Origin of the sequence: Comamonas sp. 4034, from assembly GCF_050434545.1 — a bacterium.
GTDB lineage: Bacteria > Pseudomonadota > Gammaproteobacteria > Burkholderiales > Burkholderiaceae_C > Comamonas > Comamonas odontotermitis.
The window spans coordinates 1-15,598 of sequence record NZ_JBNDIT010000025.1 but is presented as its reverse complement, the minus strand read 5'-3'; the positions used below and the strand labels follow the sequence as shown (position 1 = coordinate 15,598).

Below are 15,598 nucleotides of genomic sequence, written 5' to 3'. Positions count from 1 at the left end.
TCTAATACAGATCGGCGCTGAAAGCTCTTGTTTTGTGAGCGATTTGCAAGGCTCCCCCTGTTGGCGCGCCCATCACTGCTCGATGCCGAGCCTTGCAATCCATCGCTCCCGCTGCTGCACTGCGGCAAGCGCACTGTCGCCCAGCAACTGGGCGGCCGTATTCACCAGCGCTTCGCATACCACCAGATGCGCCACGAGGCTGTTGCTGACAAAGGCCGAGGCATGCGATACATAAATGGCATGCTGGGCGGCGGCGGCCAGGGGCGATGCCCGGTGGTCGGTCAGCGCCACCACCACCAGCCCCTGCTCGCGCGCGGCGCGCGCCACATCCACCACCATGCGGGTATAGGGTGCCACGCTCGTCACCACCAGCACGTCGCCAGCCACCAGTTGCGCCAGGCCTTCAGCCACCGCCATGTTGCTGCCGCCCAGCACGCAGACATCCGGACGCAGCAGGCTCAGGCCGTAGCATAAATAGCTGGCAACGCTGTGCATCTGCCGCAGGCCAAAGCAGGCCACCCGGGGGGCTGCCGCCAATTGCTGCGCCACCTGCTCGATCTGCTGCGCATGGCCTTCGCTGCCCAGCGCATGGATATTGTCGATGGCGCTCTGGGCCATGGCTGCCAGCACCGCAGCGGCGGTGCCACCGGGCTGCTGCAGATCGACGGCCTGCCTGGTCTGGCGCGCGTAGAAATACGGGGTCTGCTGCGCCAGATGCGCCTGGAACACCGCCTGAAGATCTGCAAACCCCTCATAGCCCAACCGGGTGGCAAGCCGTGTCCAGGTTGATGCGCTGATGCCATGGCGTGCCGCTGCCTGCGTGATACTGAGCAGCGCAAAATCAGTGGGCGCAGCCAGTGCCTGCGCCAGCGCCGTCATGGCCTTGCGGCCCAGTTGCACATCGCCCGTACCCTGCGCCAGGCGATCTACCAACTGTGCCAGCGCCTGCAGGCTGGCTGGTGCGGTGCCGGGCACCTGGGGTGCAGCGGGCGGGTTCATACCGCCTGGGCATTCACAAATTGCATCACCGGTACGCGCCCGCCATCCTCCAGCACATCCCAGCGGATGGCATCGGGCTCCACTTCCATGAAGGCCGTCGCCATGGTGTTTTCATCGTCGCTGTCATCGGCCGCATTGCGCAGAATCGGAAATGCGCTGTTGTGCTGGTCTGCCAGGATCGACAGCGCATCCCGCACGCCCTCCTGCAACAGCTGCTCGCCGCGCTCCTGCCGGAATCCCGATGAATTGGTGACCAACTGCGGATGGTGGCGCATGGCAGCGTGTACCAGATGGTTGGCATGCAGCGCTGGTGCAGTGATCAACTCCATCGACACCCGGTGCGCCGTGAACTCCACACTGGCAATGAAGGCCACTCCCGCCTGGGCCACCGAAAAGTGAAAGCCTCCCGCGCGCGGCACTTCTTCAAGCATGTGCTGCACCGCCACGGCGCTGTCCAGGTTGAGCGCCGCGCGGCCCAGCACCATGCGGGGCACACCAGCGCGAACGAGCCGCGTGCGCACGTTGTTGACGGTAATGCCCAGCCCCCGGGCATTCACGGCAAACGTATGGCCCGGAATCGAGCCCGGGTAGGCGAACGACACCACATCGCTGTGGCCGCGCACACTGGCACGCACGATGGCGCAGTGGTTCTTGAAGAACGGCAGGCCATCTTCGTTGTGCGCCAGCCGGGCGGTTGCGCCCGCCTCGCCGGGCAGCAGCACCGTGGTGCAGCCGTCGGGCGCCATGGCCCACAGATCGCCCCGGCAGTTCCAGATGAACACATCGGCAAGCGGCAGCTCCAGGCCAGCGGCCAGGCCTTCGATTTCCTGCCAGATCGCGGGAAACCGCTCCTGCGTGAGCTGCTGCATGACTACAACCTCTGCGCTGCCGCGCCACGCCATCAGACTGGCCCATGCAGCGCTCGGCAGGAGCAAATCGTGCACCGCCTGCTTGCCAAAGCGGCCCAATGCCTGACCCAACTCGTAGGGCGAACCTTCCACTTCCAGATACTTCAACATAAAACTACTCAACGTGCTGCAGAAAATCGCGCAGGCGCGGGTTGCTGGGGTTGTCGATCATCTCCACCGGATTGCCATCGACCGAGATATGGCCGTGCTCCATGAAGATGAGGCGCGTGCCCACCTTGCGGGCAAAGGCTATCTCGTGCGTCACGACGATCATGGTCATGCCGCTCTCGGCCAGGTTCTGCATTACTTTGAGCACCTCCTGGCGCAATTCGGGATCAAGGGCCGAGGTGGGCTCGTCAAACAGCATCAGCTTGGGTTTGACGGCCAGCGCACGCGCAATGGCCACGCGTTGCTGCTGCCCGCCCGACAGTTCTGACGGGTAGTGGCCCTTGCGCTCGGCAAGGCCCACCTGGGCCAACAGCTGCTCGGCCTCCTGCATGGCCTGCGCCTTGGCCGTGCCGCGCACCTGACGCGGACCAAAGGCCACATTCTGCTGCGCCGTCATCTGCGGAAACAGGTTGAACTGCTGGAACACCATGCCTGCTTCGCGGCGGATCTCGCGCACCGTACGCTCGCCGCCATTCACGCTCAGGCCGTCCACCAGCAGGTCGCCGCCGTCGATCCTTTCCAGCGCATTGATGCAGCGCAGCAAGGTGGACTTGCCCGAGCCCGAAGGCCCGATCAGCACCACGACCTCGCCTTTTTCGATCTGCAGATCCACACCGTCAAGCACCACGGTCTTGCCAAACCGTTTGCTGACCTTCTTGAATTCGACCATGCTCATAGGATGCGCATCCTTTTCTCCAACTGGCGCAGGCCAAAGGTCAGCACGCCCACGAGTGCCAGATAAATCAGCGCCACCGCAGTCCAGATCTCCACCGCCCGGAAATTGGTGGCGATGATCTCCTGCCCCTGGCGCGTGAGTTCGCCCACGCCAATCACGATAAAGAGCGAGGTGTCCTTCAAACTGACGATGAACTGGTTGCCCAGCGCAGGAACGGCGCGGCGAAAGGCCACCGGCCCCACCACAAACAGCAGCACGCGCCACATGGGCATGCCCATGGCCTGGCCCGCTTCGCTCAGACCCTTGGGCACCGACAGAAAGGCGCCGCGCACGATCTCGGCAATGTAGGCGCCGGAGTTGACCATGATGGCCAGCACCGATGCAGCAATCGGATCGATGCGCAAGCCCGCCAGCAACGGCAGCACAAAGTACAGGAACATCACCTGCACGACGATGGGCGTGCCACGGATGGCCTCGATATACACCAGCGCAATGCCGCTCAGCAGTTTGTTGCCGTAGGCGCGCATCAGGCCAGCCAGAAGCCCCAGCACCAGGCCGCCCAGCAGTCCCAGGATGGCAATGTAAAGCGTAAGCCGCGTGCCCTTCATCAGCTCGGGCATGGCGCTCCAGATCACTGACCAGTCGAAATCCATGAGCTTCTTTCTTCAATGAACGCACAAGCCCCTGCCGCTTCTCGCAGCAACGGTGCCACCCTCCCCGGCGCGAGGCGCCCGAGAGGGGGAGGCGGGTGACGCCTCAGAGGCATTTACTTCTTGGGAGGCTCCACACCAAACCACTTCTTGTAGATGGTGGTGTAGCGGCCATCGGCCTTGATCTTGGCCAGTGCGCCGTTGACCTTGGGCACCAGCTCGCTGCCCTTGGGAAAGCCGATGCCGTATTCCTGCGCCATCATCTGCTTGCCCACTACCTTGACCTTGCCCTTGCCGGTGGTGTTGGCGTAATAGAGGACATTGGGCGTGTCGTGCATGGCAGCATCCACACGGCCGGTCATCAACTCCATGTAGGCGTTGTCGATGTTGGGAAACAGGCGCAGCTCGGTCTTCTTGAAATTCTCCTTGGCGTAGTCGACGGCCGAGGTTCCCGTCTTCATCGCCATCTGCTTGCCGTCCAGGTCTTCGCCGCCGTTGATCTTGCTGTTGGCGGGCACCATGATCATGAAGCCGCTGTCGTAATAGCCATCCGAGAAGTCGATGACTTTCTTGCGCTCGTCCTTGATGGTGATGCCGGCGAGCGCCACATCCACATTCTTGGTCTGCAGCGCAGGCAGGATGCCGTTGAAATCCATTGGCTGCAAGCGGTAGTCGAGCTTGAGTTCCTTGGCAATGGCATCCCACAGATCGATGTCGAAGCCGATGTACTTGTCACCCTGCTTGAATTCAAAAGGCACAAAAGCCGTGTCGGTGGCCACCACCAGCTGCGCCGCCTGCGAGGCACCCGCAGCAGCCAGCGACATCAGACCCATGGCCAGCAGTTTCTTGAACTTGAATTTCATCGCAACCCTTTCTCAGGCATGTTGAAGATCAGGCGCTTCGCGATTCGCAAAAACGGCCCTCGCTGCGGCCGGACCGCACTGCCAAGCCCACAAGACATGGCTGGTACGCCATCAGGCGGCCACGAAAAGCAACAGAAATTTGCATGCAAAGCGTCAATGCAAATTTATTTGCATATACAGAAACCGTCCATGGGGTTTACCCGTTTTGCCCGCTAGGGCTTGTACCAAGTCAACCACCCCGCCCGAGCGGTGTTGCGCAAATAGCCAACCGGCATTTGCATATGGCAATTGGTTCTGGAACTTTGTGTGTCCCACGCCAGTCAATTCAATTCTTTTGAACTTCAACATCAATCAGGCTGAACTTTCGCAACCCGCCCCCCTCCTACACTGGCTCCCATTGATGACCGCTGCCGCTTGTAGCGCAGCGCTTTTTTATGCCCTCTGCCTCCACTACCTCTCAACGCTATACCGGCACCGCCATTGCACTGCACTGGATTCTGGCCCTGGCCCTGATCGGCATCTTTGCTTTTGGCCTGTACATGACCAGCCTGCCGTTCTCGCCTGCCCGGCTCAAATACTTCAACTGGCACAAATGGGCCGGCATGACGATCCTGATCCTGTCGGCGCTGCGCATTCTGTGGCGCATCACGCACCGCCCCCCTGCGCTGCCTGAAGCTGTGAGCCGCAGCATGCCTGCGTGGCAGCACATCGCCCACCACGGCGTGCACCACCTGATGTATGTGCTGTTCTTCGCCATTCCGCTGGTCGGCTGGATCTACAGCTCTGCCGCCGGGTTCCCCATCGTCCTCTTTGGCGTGCTGCCCCTGCCTGATCTGGTGGGCAAGAGCCCCGAGCTGGCCGAGGCCCTCAAGCCCTGGCATGCCTATCTGGCCTACGCTCTGGCGGCCCTGGTGGTACTGCACGTAGCAGCGCTCCTCAAGCACCAGCTGATCGACCGTGACGGCCTGCTGGCCCGCATGCTGCCCGGCAAAGCCTGATATCCCCCATTTTCTGGAGTCCGAACCCATGTCTTCCTTCTTCAAAACCACCCTCATCGCCACCGCCCTGGGCGCAGCAGCCTTCGCTGCCCCTGTATTTGCCCAACAGGCCCTGGTGCCTGCGCAGAGCGCCGTCAATTTCGAAGCCAAGCAGATGGGCGTGCCGATCAAGGGCCACTTCCAGAAGTTTGATGCCAAGATTGCGTTCGATGCAGCCAAGCCCGAAGCGAGCAAGATCCACTTCACGGTCGATACCGGCAGCGCCACGATGGGTGCCAAGGAAACGGATGCTGAGCTGCCCAAGGCAGAGTGGTTCAACGTTGCCAAATTCCCGCAAGCCACGTTCGATTCCAGCACCGTCAAGGCGCTGGGCGGCGGCAAGTTCCAGGTGGACGGCACGCTCACCATCAAGGGCAACGCCCAAAAGGTCAGCCTGCCTGTGACGCTGGCGCAATCGGGCTCCACCACCACGGCCACCGGCACGTTGCCGCTCAAGCGCCTGGCCTTCAAGATTGGCGATGGCGACTGGGCCGACACCTCGATGGTGGCCGATGAAGTGAACGTGCAGTTCAAGCTGGCCTTGACCGGCGTCGGCAAGATTTAAACGAAATTGGCTGCTGGTGCTTACCCTTCAAGCGCCAGCAGCTCTCATTTTTGACATTCCATTCCAACAAGGAGTTTTCACCATGCGCACCACCGTTTTCGCTCTGGCCGCTGCCGCTCTGTTTGCCACCGCCGCACAGGCAGCGCCTGCCACCTACGCCATCGACCCAACCCACACCTTCGCCACGTTCGAGATCGACCACTTCGGCGCTTCCACCAACCGCGCCCGCTTCGACAAGAAGAGTGGCTCGGTCGAATTCGACAAGGAAGGCAAGAGCGGCAAGGTGGAAGTGGAACTGGACATGACTTCGGTCAACTCCGGCACGCCATCCTTCAACAAACACCTGCAAAGCGCCGACATTTTTGACGCGGAGAAATTCCCCACCGCCAAGTTCGTGTCTGACAAGTTTGTGTTTGATGGCGACAAGCTCAAGGAAGTGACCGGCCAGTTGACCCTCAAAGGCAAGACCGCGCCGATGACCATCAAGGCCAACAAGTTCACCTGCTACGAAAGCCCGATGCTGCAAAAGCGCGAAGTTTGCGGCGGCGACTTCGAAGCCACCATCGACCGCACCCAGTGGGGCCTGGACTACGGCATTGCCTATGGCTTCCCCAAGAACGTGCGCCTGGTGCTGCAGATCGAAGCCGTAAAGCAATAAGCGCACATTTCAGATAAAAATAGCTGCCAGCGCTTTATACATAAGCGCTGGCAGCTATTTTTTTGGAAGCAAACACGGCAGCTGCAACCGCCCCGCCACGGCCCACATGCCCACGCAGCCCATTCCTGCTGGCGGGCGGGCTAAAATCAAGCCATCTGTCTGATTGCTATAGAACGGCATCCCCACCCGCGATGCCGTTTTCCATTGATAACACCATGAGCGAAACCAATTCCACAACGGTCTCCCAGCCGGGCCTCGACAGCCTCTCCAAGTCGTTTGAGCCTTCGTCCATCGAAGCCCACTGGGGCCCTGAGTGGGAAAAGCGCGGCTATGGCAACGCAGGCTACCGTGGCACCGGCCACCCGGACGCCCAGGCCACCGCCGAGCACAAGAACTTCGCCATCCAGCTGCCGCCCCCCAACGTGACCGGCACGCTGCACATGGGCCATGCGTTCAACCAGACCATCATGGACTCCCTCACGCGCTACCACCGCATGAAGGGCTACAACACCGCCTGGATCCCCGGCACCGACCACGCCGGCATCGCCACCCAGATCGTGGTGGAGCGCCAGTTGCAGGAACAAGGCCAGAGCCGCTACGATCTGGGCCGCCCCGACTTCGTCAAGAAAGTCTGGGAGTGGAAGGAAAAGAGCGGCAACACCATCACCACGCAGATGCGCCGCATGGGCGATACCGTGGACTGGAGCCGCGAGTACTTCACGATGGACGACAAGCTGTCCACCGTGGTGACCGACACCTTCGTCAAGCTTTATGAGCAGGGCCTGATCTACCGTGGCAAGCGCCTGGTGAACTGGGACCCGGTGCTGCAATCGGCCGTGTCCGACCTGGAAGTCGAAAACCAGGAAAAGGACGGCAGCCTCTGGCATATCGCCTACCCGCTCACCAGCGGCGAAGGCAATCTGGTGGTTGCCACCACCCGCCCCGAAACCATGCTGGGCGACGTGGCCGTGATGGTGCACCCCGAGGACGAGCGCTACAAACACCTGATCGGCCAGACTGTAACCCTGCCACTGGTGGGCCGCCAGATCCCCATCATCGCCGACGAGTACGTCGACCGCGAGTTCGGCACCGGCGTGGTGAAGGTCACCCCTGCGCACGACCAGAACGACTACCAGGTGGGCCAGCGCCATGGCCTGCCCATGATCACGGTGCTGACGCTGACCGCCAAGATCAACGACGAAGCGCCCGAAAAATACCGTGGCATGGACCGCTTTGTGGCCCGCAAGGCCATCGTGGCCGACCTGGAGGCGCAAGGCCTGCTGGTGGAGACCAAGAAGCACAAGCTCATGGTGCCGATCTGCGACCGTACCGGCCAGGTGATCGAGCCCATGCTGACCGACCAGTGGTTCATCGCCATGAGCAAGGTCAGCGACCAGGACCCCACGGGCAAGAGCATTGCACAAAAGGCCATCGACGCCGTGGCCTCGGGTCAGGTGGAGTTCGTACCCGAAAACTGGGTCAACACCTACAACCAGTGGATGAACAACATCCAGGACTGGTGCATCTCGCGCCAGCTGTGGTGGGGCCACCAGATTCCGGCCTGGTACGACGAAGAGGGCAATATCTACGTTGCCAAGACCGAAGCCGAAGCCCAGGCCCAGGCCGACAAGGTTGCGCCAGGCAAGAAGCTCTCCCGCGACCCCGATGTGCTCGACACCTGGTACTCGTCGGCCATGGTGCCGTTCTCGACCATGGGCTGGCCTGCCCAGACCGACGCTGCCGACGACGACTACAACCTCTACCTGCCCTCTTCGGTGCTGGTGACCGGCTACGACATCATCTTCTTCTGGGTTGCCCGGATGATCATGATGACCACGCACTTCACCGGCCGCGTGCCGTTCAAGCATGTGTACATCCACGGCCTGGTGCGCGACGCGCAGGGCAAGAAGATGTCCAAGTCCGAAGGCAACGTGCTCGACCCGGTGGATCTGATCGACGGCATTGCGCTCGAGCCCCTGCTGGACAAGCGTACCGTCGGCCTGCGCCGCCCCGAAACCGCGCCGACCGTGCGCAAGAACACGCAAAAGGAATTCCCCGAAGGCATTCCCGCCTACGGCGCTGATGCGCTGCGCTTCACCTTCGCTGCGCTGGCGTCGCTGGGCCGCAGCATCAACTTCGACAGCAAGCGCTGCGAAGGCTACCGCAACTTCTGCAACAAGCTCTGGAACGCCTCGCGTTTCGTGCTGATGAACTGCGAAGGCCATGACTGCGGCCTGCTGGAACACACCAAGGAGCAATGCGCCACCGGCGAGTACCTGCAGTTCAGCCAGCCAGACCGCTGGATCGTCTCCCAGCTGCAGAAGGTCGAGGCCGAGGTGGCCAAGGGCTTTGCGGAGTTCCGCCTCGACAACGTGGCCAACACCATCTACGACTTCGTCTGGAACGAATTCTGCGATTGGTACCTGGAAATCGCCAAGGTGCAGATCCAGACCGGCAACGAAGCTGCGCAGCGTGGCACACGCCGCACGCTGATCCGCGTGCTCGAAGCGATCCTGCGCCTGGCGCACCCCATCATCCCGTTCGTGACGGAAGAGCTGTGGCAGCAGGTGGCACCAGTCGCCGGCCTCAAGGGCGAGTCCATCGCCATTGCGCGCTACCCCGAGGCTCAGCCTGAGAAGATCGACGAAGCCTCCATCGCCTACGTGGCCCGCATCAAGCAGATGGTGGACGCCTGCCGTGCGCTGCGCGGCGAGATGGGCGTCTCTCCAGCCCAGCGCGTGCCGCTGCTGGCAACGGCAGGCTCAGCCGACGAACTGCAATTCCTGCACAGCAATGCCCAGGTGCTCAAGAGCCTGGCCAAGCTCAGCGACGTCAAGATCTTCGAAGACGAAGCTGCCTGGTCTGCCGAGGCGCAGAATGCGCCTGCCTCGGTGGTGGGCAATGCGCGCCTGGCACTGTTTGTTGAGATCGATGTGGCGGCAGAAAAGGCCCGCCTGACCAAGGAAATCACCCGCTTGGAAGCTGAAGTCTCCAGCTCGCAAAAGAAACTGGGGAACGAGGCTTTTGTCGCCAAGGCGCCGCCAGCGGTTCTGGAGCAGGAGCGCACGCGCGTGGCCGAAAAGAGCGCTACCCTCGCCAAACTGCAGGAGCAGTTGCAGCGCCTGGGCTGAAACCCCGGCGCTGCCATGCGCAAATCGTCAGATAATGCGCCATGACGGTGCACAAAGGCGCAGCATGCTGCGCCTTTGTCACATCTGCCTTAGTAAACTGAGCACCTATGATCACTCCAACCCGTGTACGCAAAGCAGTTTTTCCGGTAGCTGGCCTGGGCACCCGCTTCTTGCCCGCCACCAAGGCGTCCCCCAAGGAGATGCTCCCCGTCGTGGACAAGCCGCTGATCCAGTACGCCGTGGAAGAGGCCTATGAGGCCGGCATCCGTGACATGATCTTCGTCACCGGCCGCAGCAAGCGCGCGATCGAAGACCATTTCGACACTGCTTACGAGCTGGAGAACGAGCTGGAGCGCGCGGGCAAGCAAGCCATGCTGGAGCTGGTGCGCAGCGTCAGCCCCGATGACATGAACTGCCTCTTTGTGCGCCAGCCACGCTCGCTGGGCCTGGGCCACGCCGTGCTGTGCGCCGAGCCGCTGGTCGGCAACGAACCCTTTGCCGTACTGCTGGCCGACGACCTCATGACCGGCTCTGCCGGTGGCCAGGGCGTGATGGCACAGATGACGGCTGCTTTCCTGAAACAGGGCCGTTCGCTGCTGGCCGTGCAGGAAGTGCCACTGGAGCACACCAAGCGCTATGGCATCGTGAAGGGAGAACCTGCAGGTGGCCCCTTGATGCGCATCGATGAGATCGTGGAGAAACCGGCGCCCGAAAAAGCGCCGTCACGCATGGGGGTCGCGGGCCGTTATGTACTGACCCCGGGTATTTTCGACCAGATCCGCAACCAACCCCAGGGCGTGGGCGGCGAGATTCAGTTGACCGATGCGATTGAACGCCTGATGGCGCACGAGACGGTCTATGCCTACCAGTACAGCGGCAAGCGCTACGACTGCGGCAGCAAGGAAGGCTTTCTGGAGGCGACAGTTGAGCTGGCGCTGCAGCACCCCGATGTCGGCGAGAGCTTCCGCCAGTACCTCAAGAACCTGAGCATCTGATAGCGTCCAAAGTGATCCTCATCAGGGGAGATGTGAATTTCAAATACGAAAAGGCCTGCAAATGCAGGCCTTTTTTACGCAAAATGCTACCTTATCAATAGCAAACAGAGAATCCATGGTCAAGCCATTGCTGCATCGCTGCAAGCCGATGCCGCCATCTTGGCCCATCTCATCTTCTGCGCAGGATATGAATGAACTCCTCGCCCACCGTCTGCTGCTCCACCAGTTCATTGCCGGTTTGCTTGGCGAAGGCCTGAAAATCCCGGATCGATCCCGTATCGGTTGCGACCACCTTGAGCAACTGGCCGCTTTGCATGGCTGCCAGCGCCTTTTTTGCCTTCAGGATGGGCAGCGGACAATTCAGGCCGCGGGTATCTACTTCTTGGTCAACTTCCATCGTGCACTCTCTGTGCAGCGCAGGGGCGCTGCTTCATGGCTCCATTATCACTACCAGCATCACGGTCCATGGCATTGCCATGCAACGAAGCCATCAACGACAGCATGGATGCCCGAGGACTCTCTGCAATACTCCTCTGAGGTTTCAACGCGGTCTCGGGCGATCCGCGTCCATCCCATCTGACGAAGACTCTGCAGAAGCTCCCTAGTCCAAAGCAGGCGCCACCACAAACCGGCCATCCTCGTCCCAGTAACGCACAGGCCATTTGGCAGGGTCTGGTTCCGGGTTCTGGCCGGGGCGAAATGCACCGAATCGCACAGGCTCGCCCTTGCTCTTGATCCACTCGGCCAGTGCATAGCCCGTACCGGCAGGCCAGCACTGGGCCTGCTGCGCCGTCTTCCACTGGTAATCGGCCAGCTCGGGCGACAGGCGCACGTCGCCGGGCTTGCCATGCACGCGTACATGGTAGGCAATCAGCACCTGGTTCATCCGCAGAAACTCCCAGCAGCCGATCAGGCGCAGCGCCTTGGCACGCAGGCCCGTCTCTTCAAGCACCTCCCGCGCAATGCCTGCCTCCGGCGATTCACCCGCCTCCATGAAGCCCGTGATCAGGCCGAACACCCCTTCCTGCCACAGCGCGTTGCGGGCCAGCAATACCTGGCCATCATCGTTTTCCACCACGGCAGCCAGTACAGGCGTGGGATTACCCCAGTGCGTCCAGCCGCAGGCCGGACAACGCAGGCGGTTGACATCACCGCTGTCCTCCGCCGTCACGATCCATTGCAGTGGGGTGGCGCAGTTCACGCAGAATTTGGTTTCGTATTGCATAACGCTTTCAAATGGATAGCAGCTGCGGCAGAAGGGGCAATTGCTTCAAATCCATCAGGCGGGAAACACCCCGGTAGACAAATAGCGATCCCCACGGTCGCAGACAACGAACACAATCGTAGCGTTGCGCTCGCGGCGTGCAATTTCCTGCGCGACATGGCAGGCGCCAGCGGCCGAAATGCCCGCAAAAATACCTTCTTCGCGCGCCAGACGCCGCGCCATATCTTCTGCGTCGTCCTGCGTCACGTACACCAGCTCATCGACCAGGCTGGCATCGTAGATGGCGGGCAGGTATTCCTCGGGCCATTTGCGGATGCCGGGAATGCGCGAGCCCTCGGTAGGCTGCGCTCCAATGATGCGCACGGCCGGGTTCTTTTCCTTCAGGTACCTCGCGACGCCAGTGATGGTGCCCGTGGTGCCCATGGCGCTGACAAAATGGGTAATCTTGCCGCCAGTCTGCTGCCAGATCTCGGGGCCGGTGGCCTCATAGTGCGCACGCGGATTGTCGGGGTTGGCAAACTGATCGAGCACCTTGCCCTTGCCATCGGCCACCATCTTGTCGGCAAGATCGCGCGCGTATTCCATGCCACCACTCTTGGGCGTCAGGATCAACTCGGCACCATAGGCCTTCATGGTCTGGGCCCGCTCGATCGACAGGTCCTCGGGCATGATCAACACCATGCGATAGCCCTTGATGGCCGCAGCCATGGCCAGCGCAATGCCGGTATTGCCCGATGTCGCCTCGATCAGGGTGTCACCGGGCTTGATCTCGCCTCGCTCCTGCGCGCGCTGGATCATCGAGATCGCCGGACGATCCTTCACCGAACCTGCAGGGTTGTTGCCCTCCATCTTGCCCAGCACCACATTGCCATGCGAATCGTTGTAGTCCGCTCCAATGCGCTGCAATGCAACCAGAGGGGTGTTGCCAATGGCGTCTTCAATCGTTGGATATCTTTTCATGGCCGAATTTTGTGTCATAATTTTGGTCTGCGAGATACGCAGCCCGGGTGGTGAAATTGGTAGACGCAGGGGACTCAAAATCCCCCGCCGCAAGGCGTGCCGGTTCGATTCCGGCCCCGGGCACCAACCTGAAAGCCGTTAAGTTTTAACAACTTAGCGGCTTTTTTATTTGCTGGTGACTGTGTAAACATTGCTAGACGTTCGTGGATAAATTAAGGCGCGTTCGTAGAAAAACTATAGCAGCCCGCATTCTATCCACGAGTAAAGGCCATGTTTGCCTCACTGCCGAGAGCCTGTTCAAACCCGCCCCACCAGGAGTTGAATCGCAACCGTGCAGGGCTTGCTCGCCTGCATCCTGCCCACGCCCTGAAGCGCGCGGCGCTTCATCGCTCTACATGGATCCACATGTCTTCTACACCCATCGCGTTTTGCTAACATGCAATAGGTTAAAAACACACTAATTAACAAGTTGCACGAAACATGAGCCTGTACGAATCTATAGAAGCGGCATTCCTTCAGGCACTGAAAAATGGCCAGATCCCGTCGAGGCTGCACCTGACGGACGATGGACTCCATGAGCTGATCAACGACCGCACGCTGGGCGCGTCGTGGATGCCGAGCATCCCCGACTTCTGGGATCAGCGTGTCCTGGGCTTGCCGCTGTCCAGATCCCTGGCCCACAACGCAATGGAAGTGGACGGCCAGCTGGTTGTCATTGAACAGTAAATAGCAAACCTGCCTGCCGAGGTCTGGCCTGACCGAAGACTCCGGAATCCTCTACTCCACCCCTGGAAGCAAGCCAGGTGATACAGGATGATCAACCGCCATTGTGTTTTCACCGCAAAACATACGATCCCTTGAAAGAGATTGGGCAGGGATCCTTGTAGTGCTCCAAATTCCAACGGTTGGAATATAAAGCAAAAGGCGCTAGAGCTTTAATAGCACTAGCGCCTTTGTTTATATGGGGTGGCTGATGGGGCTCGAACCCACGACAACAGGAATCACAATCCTGACTTTTTTGCGTTTGCCTGTGTTGGTCACAATAGACGAATATATATAAAACAATAAATTAACCAACTACAACTGTGTATAAAATCAGTACTGATATATGTCTGTATGCGTCAAAATATGGAAAATTTGGCTACACAGTGGCTACACAAGATTCGTTGTAGCTAAACCGAGGAACCGTAATGGCTCGCCCCAAGAAAGATACCCCCCTGGACCTTACCCAGCGCATCACGCTGACAACAAGCGCTATCGAGCGCCTGACTTGCCGCACCGATACCAAGGCACAGGCATTCCTACGAGATAGCGAAACACCCGGTTTGCGTGTGCGGGTCACCAACACAGGAGCGAAGTCATTTGTGTTTGAGGCCAAACTCAACCGACAGACCATCCGTCGCACGATTGGCGATGTGAAGACCTGGACAATAGAGCAGGCCCGTATCGAAGCCCGCCGCTTGGCCGTTCTTCTGGACAGTGGGCAAGACCCGCGAGAGATTGAGCGCCAGCAACAGGCAAACAAAGCCGCCCTAGCAATAGCCGCTATGGTGCAAGCTGCCACTGCTAAACAGGAGGCTGTAACCGTAGGCGAGGTTTGGGCCGACTATATAGAACAACGCCGCCCATTCTGGGGCGACCTGCACTACCGCGACCACATCGACAAGGCGAAGGTTGGCGGGTTGCCGTCTGGCCGCCGTGGTGGTGGCAAGCAATTGACCAAGCCGGGGCCATTGGCTGAATTGATGCCGCTGGCGCTGAAAGACCTAAATCAGTCCACCATAGAGGCGTGGGCAGCCAACGAAGGTAAAACCCGGCCATCATCAGCTCGACTTGCGTGGCGACTGCTAACAGTGTTTTTGACGTGGTGCGGGGAACACCCTACCTATGCCGCACTGCTGCCAGACAAGAATCCTGCCAAGACCAAGAAGGCGCGAGAGGCGTTGGGCAAAGCTGGCACCAAGTCAGACGTGTTGCAGCGTGAGCAATTGACCGCATGGTTTGCCTCGGTGCAGCAGATACCAAACCAAGTCATTGCCGCTTGTCTGCAAATGATGCTATTGACAGGTGCTCGCCCCGGCGAAGTGCTGTCACTGCGCTGGGAGGATGTGAACACCCAATGGAAGGGAATAAGCATCCGCGACAAGGCGGAAGGTAAGCGCGAGATACCGGCAACACCCTATGTGCTGCATTTATTGTCCACCCTACCCCGCCGAAATAAATGGGTGTTTTCCAGTCCGACCAGCGCCAGCGGATGTCTGACCGAGCCCAACAATCCACACACCCGCGCCTGCAATGCTGCTGGCCTGGATGGCTTAACTTTACACGGCCTGCGTCGCAGTTTCGCCAGCCTTACCGAATGGCTTGAGGTGCCTGCCGGGGTAGTCGCGCAGATTCAAGGCCACAAACCCAGCGCCACGGCAGAAAAGCACTACAAAGTGCGTCCCCTTGATTTACTACGCCTACACCATGAGCGTATCGAGGCATGGATTCTGGAACAAGCCGGGGTGCAGTTTGATGCCACAACAGAGCCCGGCAAGCTGCGCGCGGTGCAATAGACCACCATTCAACCAGCGCCATCAATACATTGCCAATTACCCTGCTACACCCCGACTGGCAGTGCCGATACTTGTCCCATTACTCACCCGTATGCAGACCTACAGGCACTGGCATAAATATATGTATGGATATACAGTATTATTGCTACTCCCAGGCTAGATCTGTATTCCGAAAAGCGGGCCCCTACCCGCCTGCCCTGGGTGC

15 protein-coding genes and 1 tRNA gene are annotated in these 15,598 nt (G+C 60.1%); 8 read left to right on the top strand and 8 right to left on the bottom strand.

The genetic code is table 11. The features are described from left to right. Positions 1-72 precede the first annotated feature (72 nt). From ABIE32_RS19700 to glnH, 5 genes are all read right to left on the bottom strand, one after another. A complete protein-coding gene (locus ABIE32_RS19700) occupies positions 73-999 on the bottom strand; it encodes a MurR/RpiR family transcriptional regulator (RefSeq protein ID WP_429018662.1) in 927 nt (308 codons plus the stop codon). Next, positions 996-2,018 carry a C45 family autoproteolytic acyltransferase/hydolase gene (locus tag ABIE32_RS19695; RefSeq protein ID WP_429018659.1) on the bottom strand — a complete coding sequence of 341 codons (1,023 nt, stop codon included), beginning with the start codon at positions 2,016-2,018 and terminating at the stop codon, positions 996-998. Before ABIE32_RS19695 ends, ABIE32_RS19700 begins: the two co-directional genes overlap by 4 nt. A 4-nt stretch (positions 2,019-2,022) precedes the next feature. Further along, on the bottom strand, positions 2,023-2,751 hold the full coding sequence (gene glnQ / locus ABIE32_RS19690; RefSeq protein ID WP_429018657.1) for a glutamine ABC transporter ATP-binding protein GlnQ: 729 nt from the start codon (positions 2,749-2,751) through the stop codon (positions 2,023-2,025). After that, a complete protein-coding gene (glnP, locus tag ABIE32_RS19685) occupies positions 2,748-3,404 on the bottom strand; it encodes a glutamine ABC transporter permease GlnP (protein ID WP_184709036.1) in 657 nt (218 codons plus the stop codon). The genes glnQ and glnP overlap by 4 nt, the downstream gene beginning before the upstream one ends. A 113-nt stretch (positions 3,405-3,517) precedes the next feature. After that, on the bottom strand, positions 3,518-4,264 hold the full coding sequence (glnH, locus tag ABIE32_RS19680) for a glutamine ABC transporter substrate-binding protein GlnH (RefSeq protein WP_429018653.1): 747 nt from the start codon (positions 4,262-4,264) through the stop codon (positions 3,518-3,520). 434 nt (positions 4,265-4,698) lie between these two features. Here glnH and ABIE32_RS19675 point away from each other — a divergent pair, with 434 nt between their 5' ends. The 5 genes from ABIE32_RS19675 (at position 4,699) to galU (ending at position 10,650) form a co-directional block, all read left to right on the top strand. Then, a complete protein-coding gene (locus ABIE32_RS19675; protein WP_224149780.1) occupies positions 4,699-5,262 on the top strand; it encodes a cytochrome b in 564 nt (187 codons plus the stop codon). Positions 5,263-5,290: 28 nt separating this feature from the next. Then, positions 5,291-5,866, top strand: a complete 576-nt coding sequence (locus tag ABIE32_RS19670) for a YceI family protein (RefSeq protein ID WP_224149781.1) — start codon at positions 5,291-5,293, stop codon at positions 5,864-5,866. An 82-nt stretch (positions 5,867-5,948) separates the two neighbouring features. After that, entirely contained in the window at positions 5,949-6,524 is a 576-nt protein-coding gene (locus tag ABIE32_RS19665) for a YceI family protein (protein ID WP_224149782.1), read from the top strand. Positions 6,525-6,739: 215 nt separating this feature from the next. Then, a complete protein-coding gene (locus tag ABIE32_RS19660; protein ID WP_429018648.1) occupies positions 6,740-9,655 on the top strand; it encodes a valine--tRNA ligase in 2,916 nt (971 codons plus the stop codon). Between the two features lie 107 nt (positions 9,656-9,762). Beyond that, positions 9,763-10,650 carry a UTP--glucose-1-phosphate uridylyltransferase GalU gene (gene galU / locus ABIE32_RS19655; RefSeq protein ID WP_429018645.1) on the top strand — a complete coding sequence of 296 codons (888 nt, stop codon included), beginning with the start codon at positions 9,763-9,765 and terminating at the stop codon, positions 10,648-10,650. Positions 10,651-10,819: 169 nt separating this feature from the next. Here the strand turns inward: galU and ABIE32_RS19650 are convergent, their stop codons facing one another. From ABIE32_RS19650 to cysM, 3 genes are all read right to left on the bottom strand, one after another. Beyond that, entirely contained in the window at positions 10,820-11,047 is a 228-nt protein-coding gene (locus tag ABIE32_RS19650) for a sulfurtransferase TusA family protein (protein WP_429018642.1), read from the bottom strand. A gap of 204 nt (positions 11,048-11,251) precedes the next feature. Further along, positions 11,252-11,875: an NUDIX hydrolase gene (locus ABIE32_RS19645; RefSeq protein WP_224149786.1), complete on the bottom strand. Its 624-nt coding sequence runs from the start codon at positions 11,873-11,875 to the stop codon at positions 11,252-11,254. A gap of 54 nt (positions 11,876-11,929) precedes the next feature. Continuing rightward, a complete protein-coding gene (gene cysM, locus ABIE32_RS19640; protein WP_429018640.1) occupies positions 11,930-12,835 on the bottom strand; it encodes a cysteine synthase CysM in 906 nt (301 codons plus the stop codon). A gap of 41 nt (positions 12,836-12,876) precedes the next feature. On the opposite strand from cysM, the gene ABIE32_RS19635 reads away from it, so the two are divergent. The 3 genes from ABIE32_RS19635 (at position 12,877) to ABIE32_RS19625 (ending at position 15,393) form a co-directional block, all read left to right on the top strand. Further along, positions 12,877-12,961, top strand: a tRNA-Leu gene (locus ABIE32_RS19635). A gap of 354 nt (positions 12,962-13,315) precedes the next feature. Further along, the gene (locus tag ABIE32_RS19630; protein WP_224149788.1) at positions 13,316-13,561 is read left to right on the top strand and encodes a hypothetical protein; all 246 of its coding nucleotides are present in this window, start codon (positions 13,316-13,318) and stop codon (positions 13,559-13,561) included. 464 nt (positions 13,562-14,025) lie between these two features. Then, positions 14,026-15,393, top strand: coding sequence for a tyrosine-type recombinase/integrase (locus tag ABIE32_RS19625; RefSeq protein WP_429018638.1), 1,368 nt, complete (start codon positions 14,026-14,028; stop codon positions 15,391-15,393). The last annotated feature ends 205 nt before the right edge of the window (positions 15,394-15,598 follow it).

Excerpts from the sequence above, each read along its gene's own strand:
- cysM (WP_429018640.1), bottom strand. The coding sequence starts at position 12,835 with ATGAAAAGATATCCAACGATTGAAGACGCCATTGGCAACACCCCTCTG.
- ABIE32_RS19625 (WP_429018638.1), top strand. The coding sequence starts at position 14,026 with ATGGCTCGCCCCAAGAAAGATACCCCCCTGGACCTTACCCAGCGCATC.
- glnH (WP_429018653.1), bottom strand. The coding sequence starts at position 4,264 with ATGAAATTCAAGTTCAAGAAACTGCTGGCCATGGGTCTGATGTCGCTG.
- ABIE32_RS19630 (WP_224149788.1), top strand. The coding sequence starts at position 13,316 with ATGAGCCTGTACGAATCTATAGAAGCGGCATTCCTTCAGGCACTGAAA.
- ABIE32_RS19670 (WP_224149781.1), top strand. The coding sequence starts at position 5,291 with ATGTCTTCCTTCTTCAAAACCACCCTCATCGCCACCGCCCTGGGCGCA.
- ABIE32_RS19645 (WP_224149786.1), bottom strand. The coding sequence starts at position 11,875 with ATGCAATACGAAACCAAATTCTGCGTGAACTGCGCCACCCCACTGCAA.
- ABIE32_RS19665 (WP_224149782.1), top strand. The coding sequence starts at position 5,949 with ATGCGCACCACCGTTTTCGCTCTGGCCGCTGCCGCTCTGTTTGCCACC.
- ABIE32_RS19660 (WP_429018648.1), top strand. The coding sequence starts at position 6,740 with ATGAGCGAAACCAATTCCACAACGGTCTCCCAGCCGGGCCTCGACAGC.
- glnP (WP_184709036.1), bottom strand. The coding sequence starts at position 3,404 with ATGGATTTCGACTGGTCAGTGATCTGGAGCGCCATGCCCGAGCTGATG.
- ABIE32_RS19695 (WP_429018659.1), bottom strand. The coding sequence starts at position 2,018 with ATGTTGAAGTATCTGGAAGTGGAAGGTTCGCCCTACGAGTTGGGTCAG.
- galU (WP_429018645.1), top strand. The coding sequence starts at position 9,763 with ATGATCACTCCAACCCGTGTACGCAAAGCAGTTTTTCCGGTAGCTGGC.
- glnQ (WP_429018657.1), bottom strand. The coding sequence starts at position 2,751 with ATGAGCATGGTCGAATTCAAGAAGGTCAGCAAACGGTTTGGCAAGACC.
- ABIE32_RS19675 (WP_224149780.1), top strand. The coding sequence starts at position 4,699 with ATGCCCTCTGCCTCCACTACCTCTCAACGCTATACCGGCACCGCCATT.
- ABIE32_RS19700 (WP_429018662.1), bottom strand. The coding sequence starts at position 999 with ATGAACCCGCCCGCTGCACCCCAGGTGCCCGGCACCGCACCAGCCAGC.
- ABIE32_RS19650 (WP_429018642.1), bottom strand. The coding sequence starts at position 11,047 with ATGGAAGTTGACCAAGAAGTAGATACCCGCGGCCTGAATTGTCCGCTG.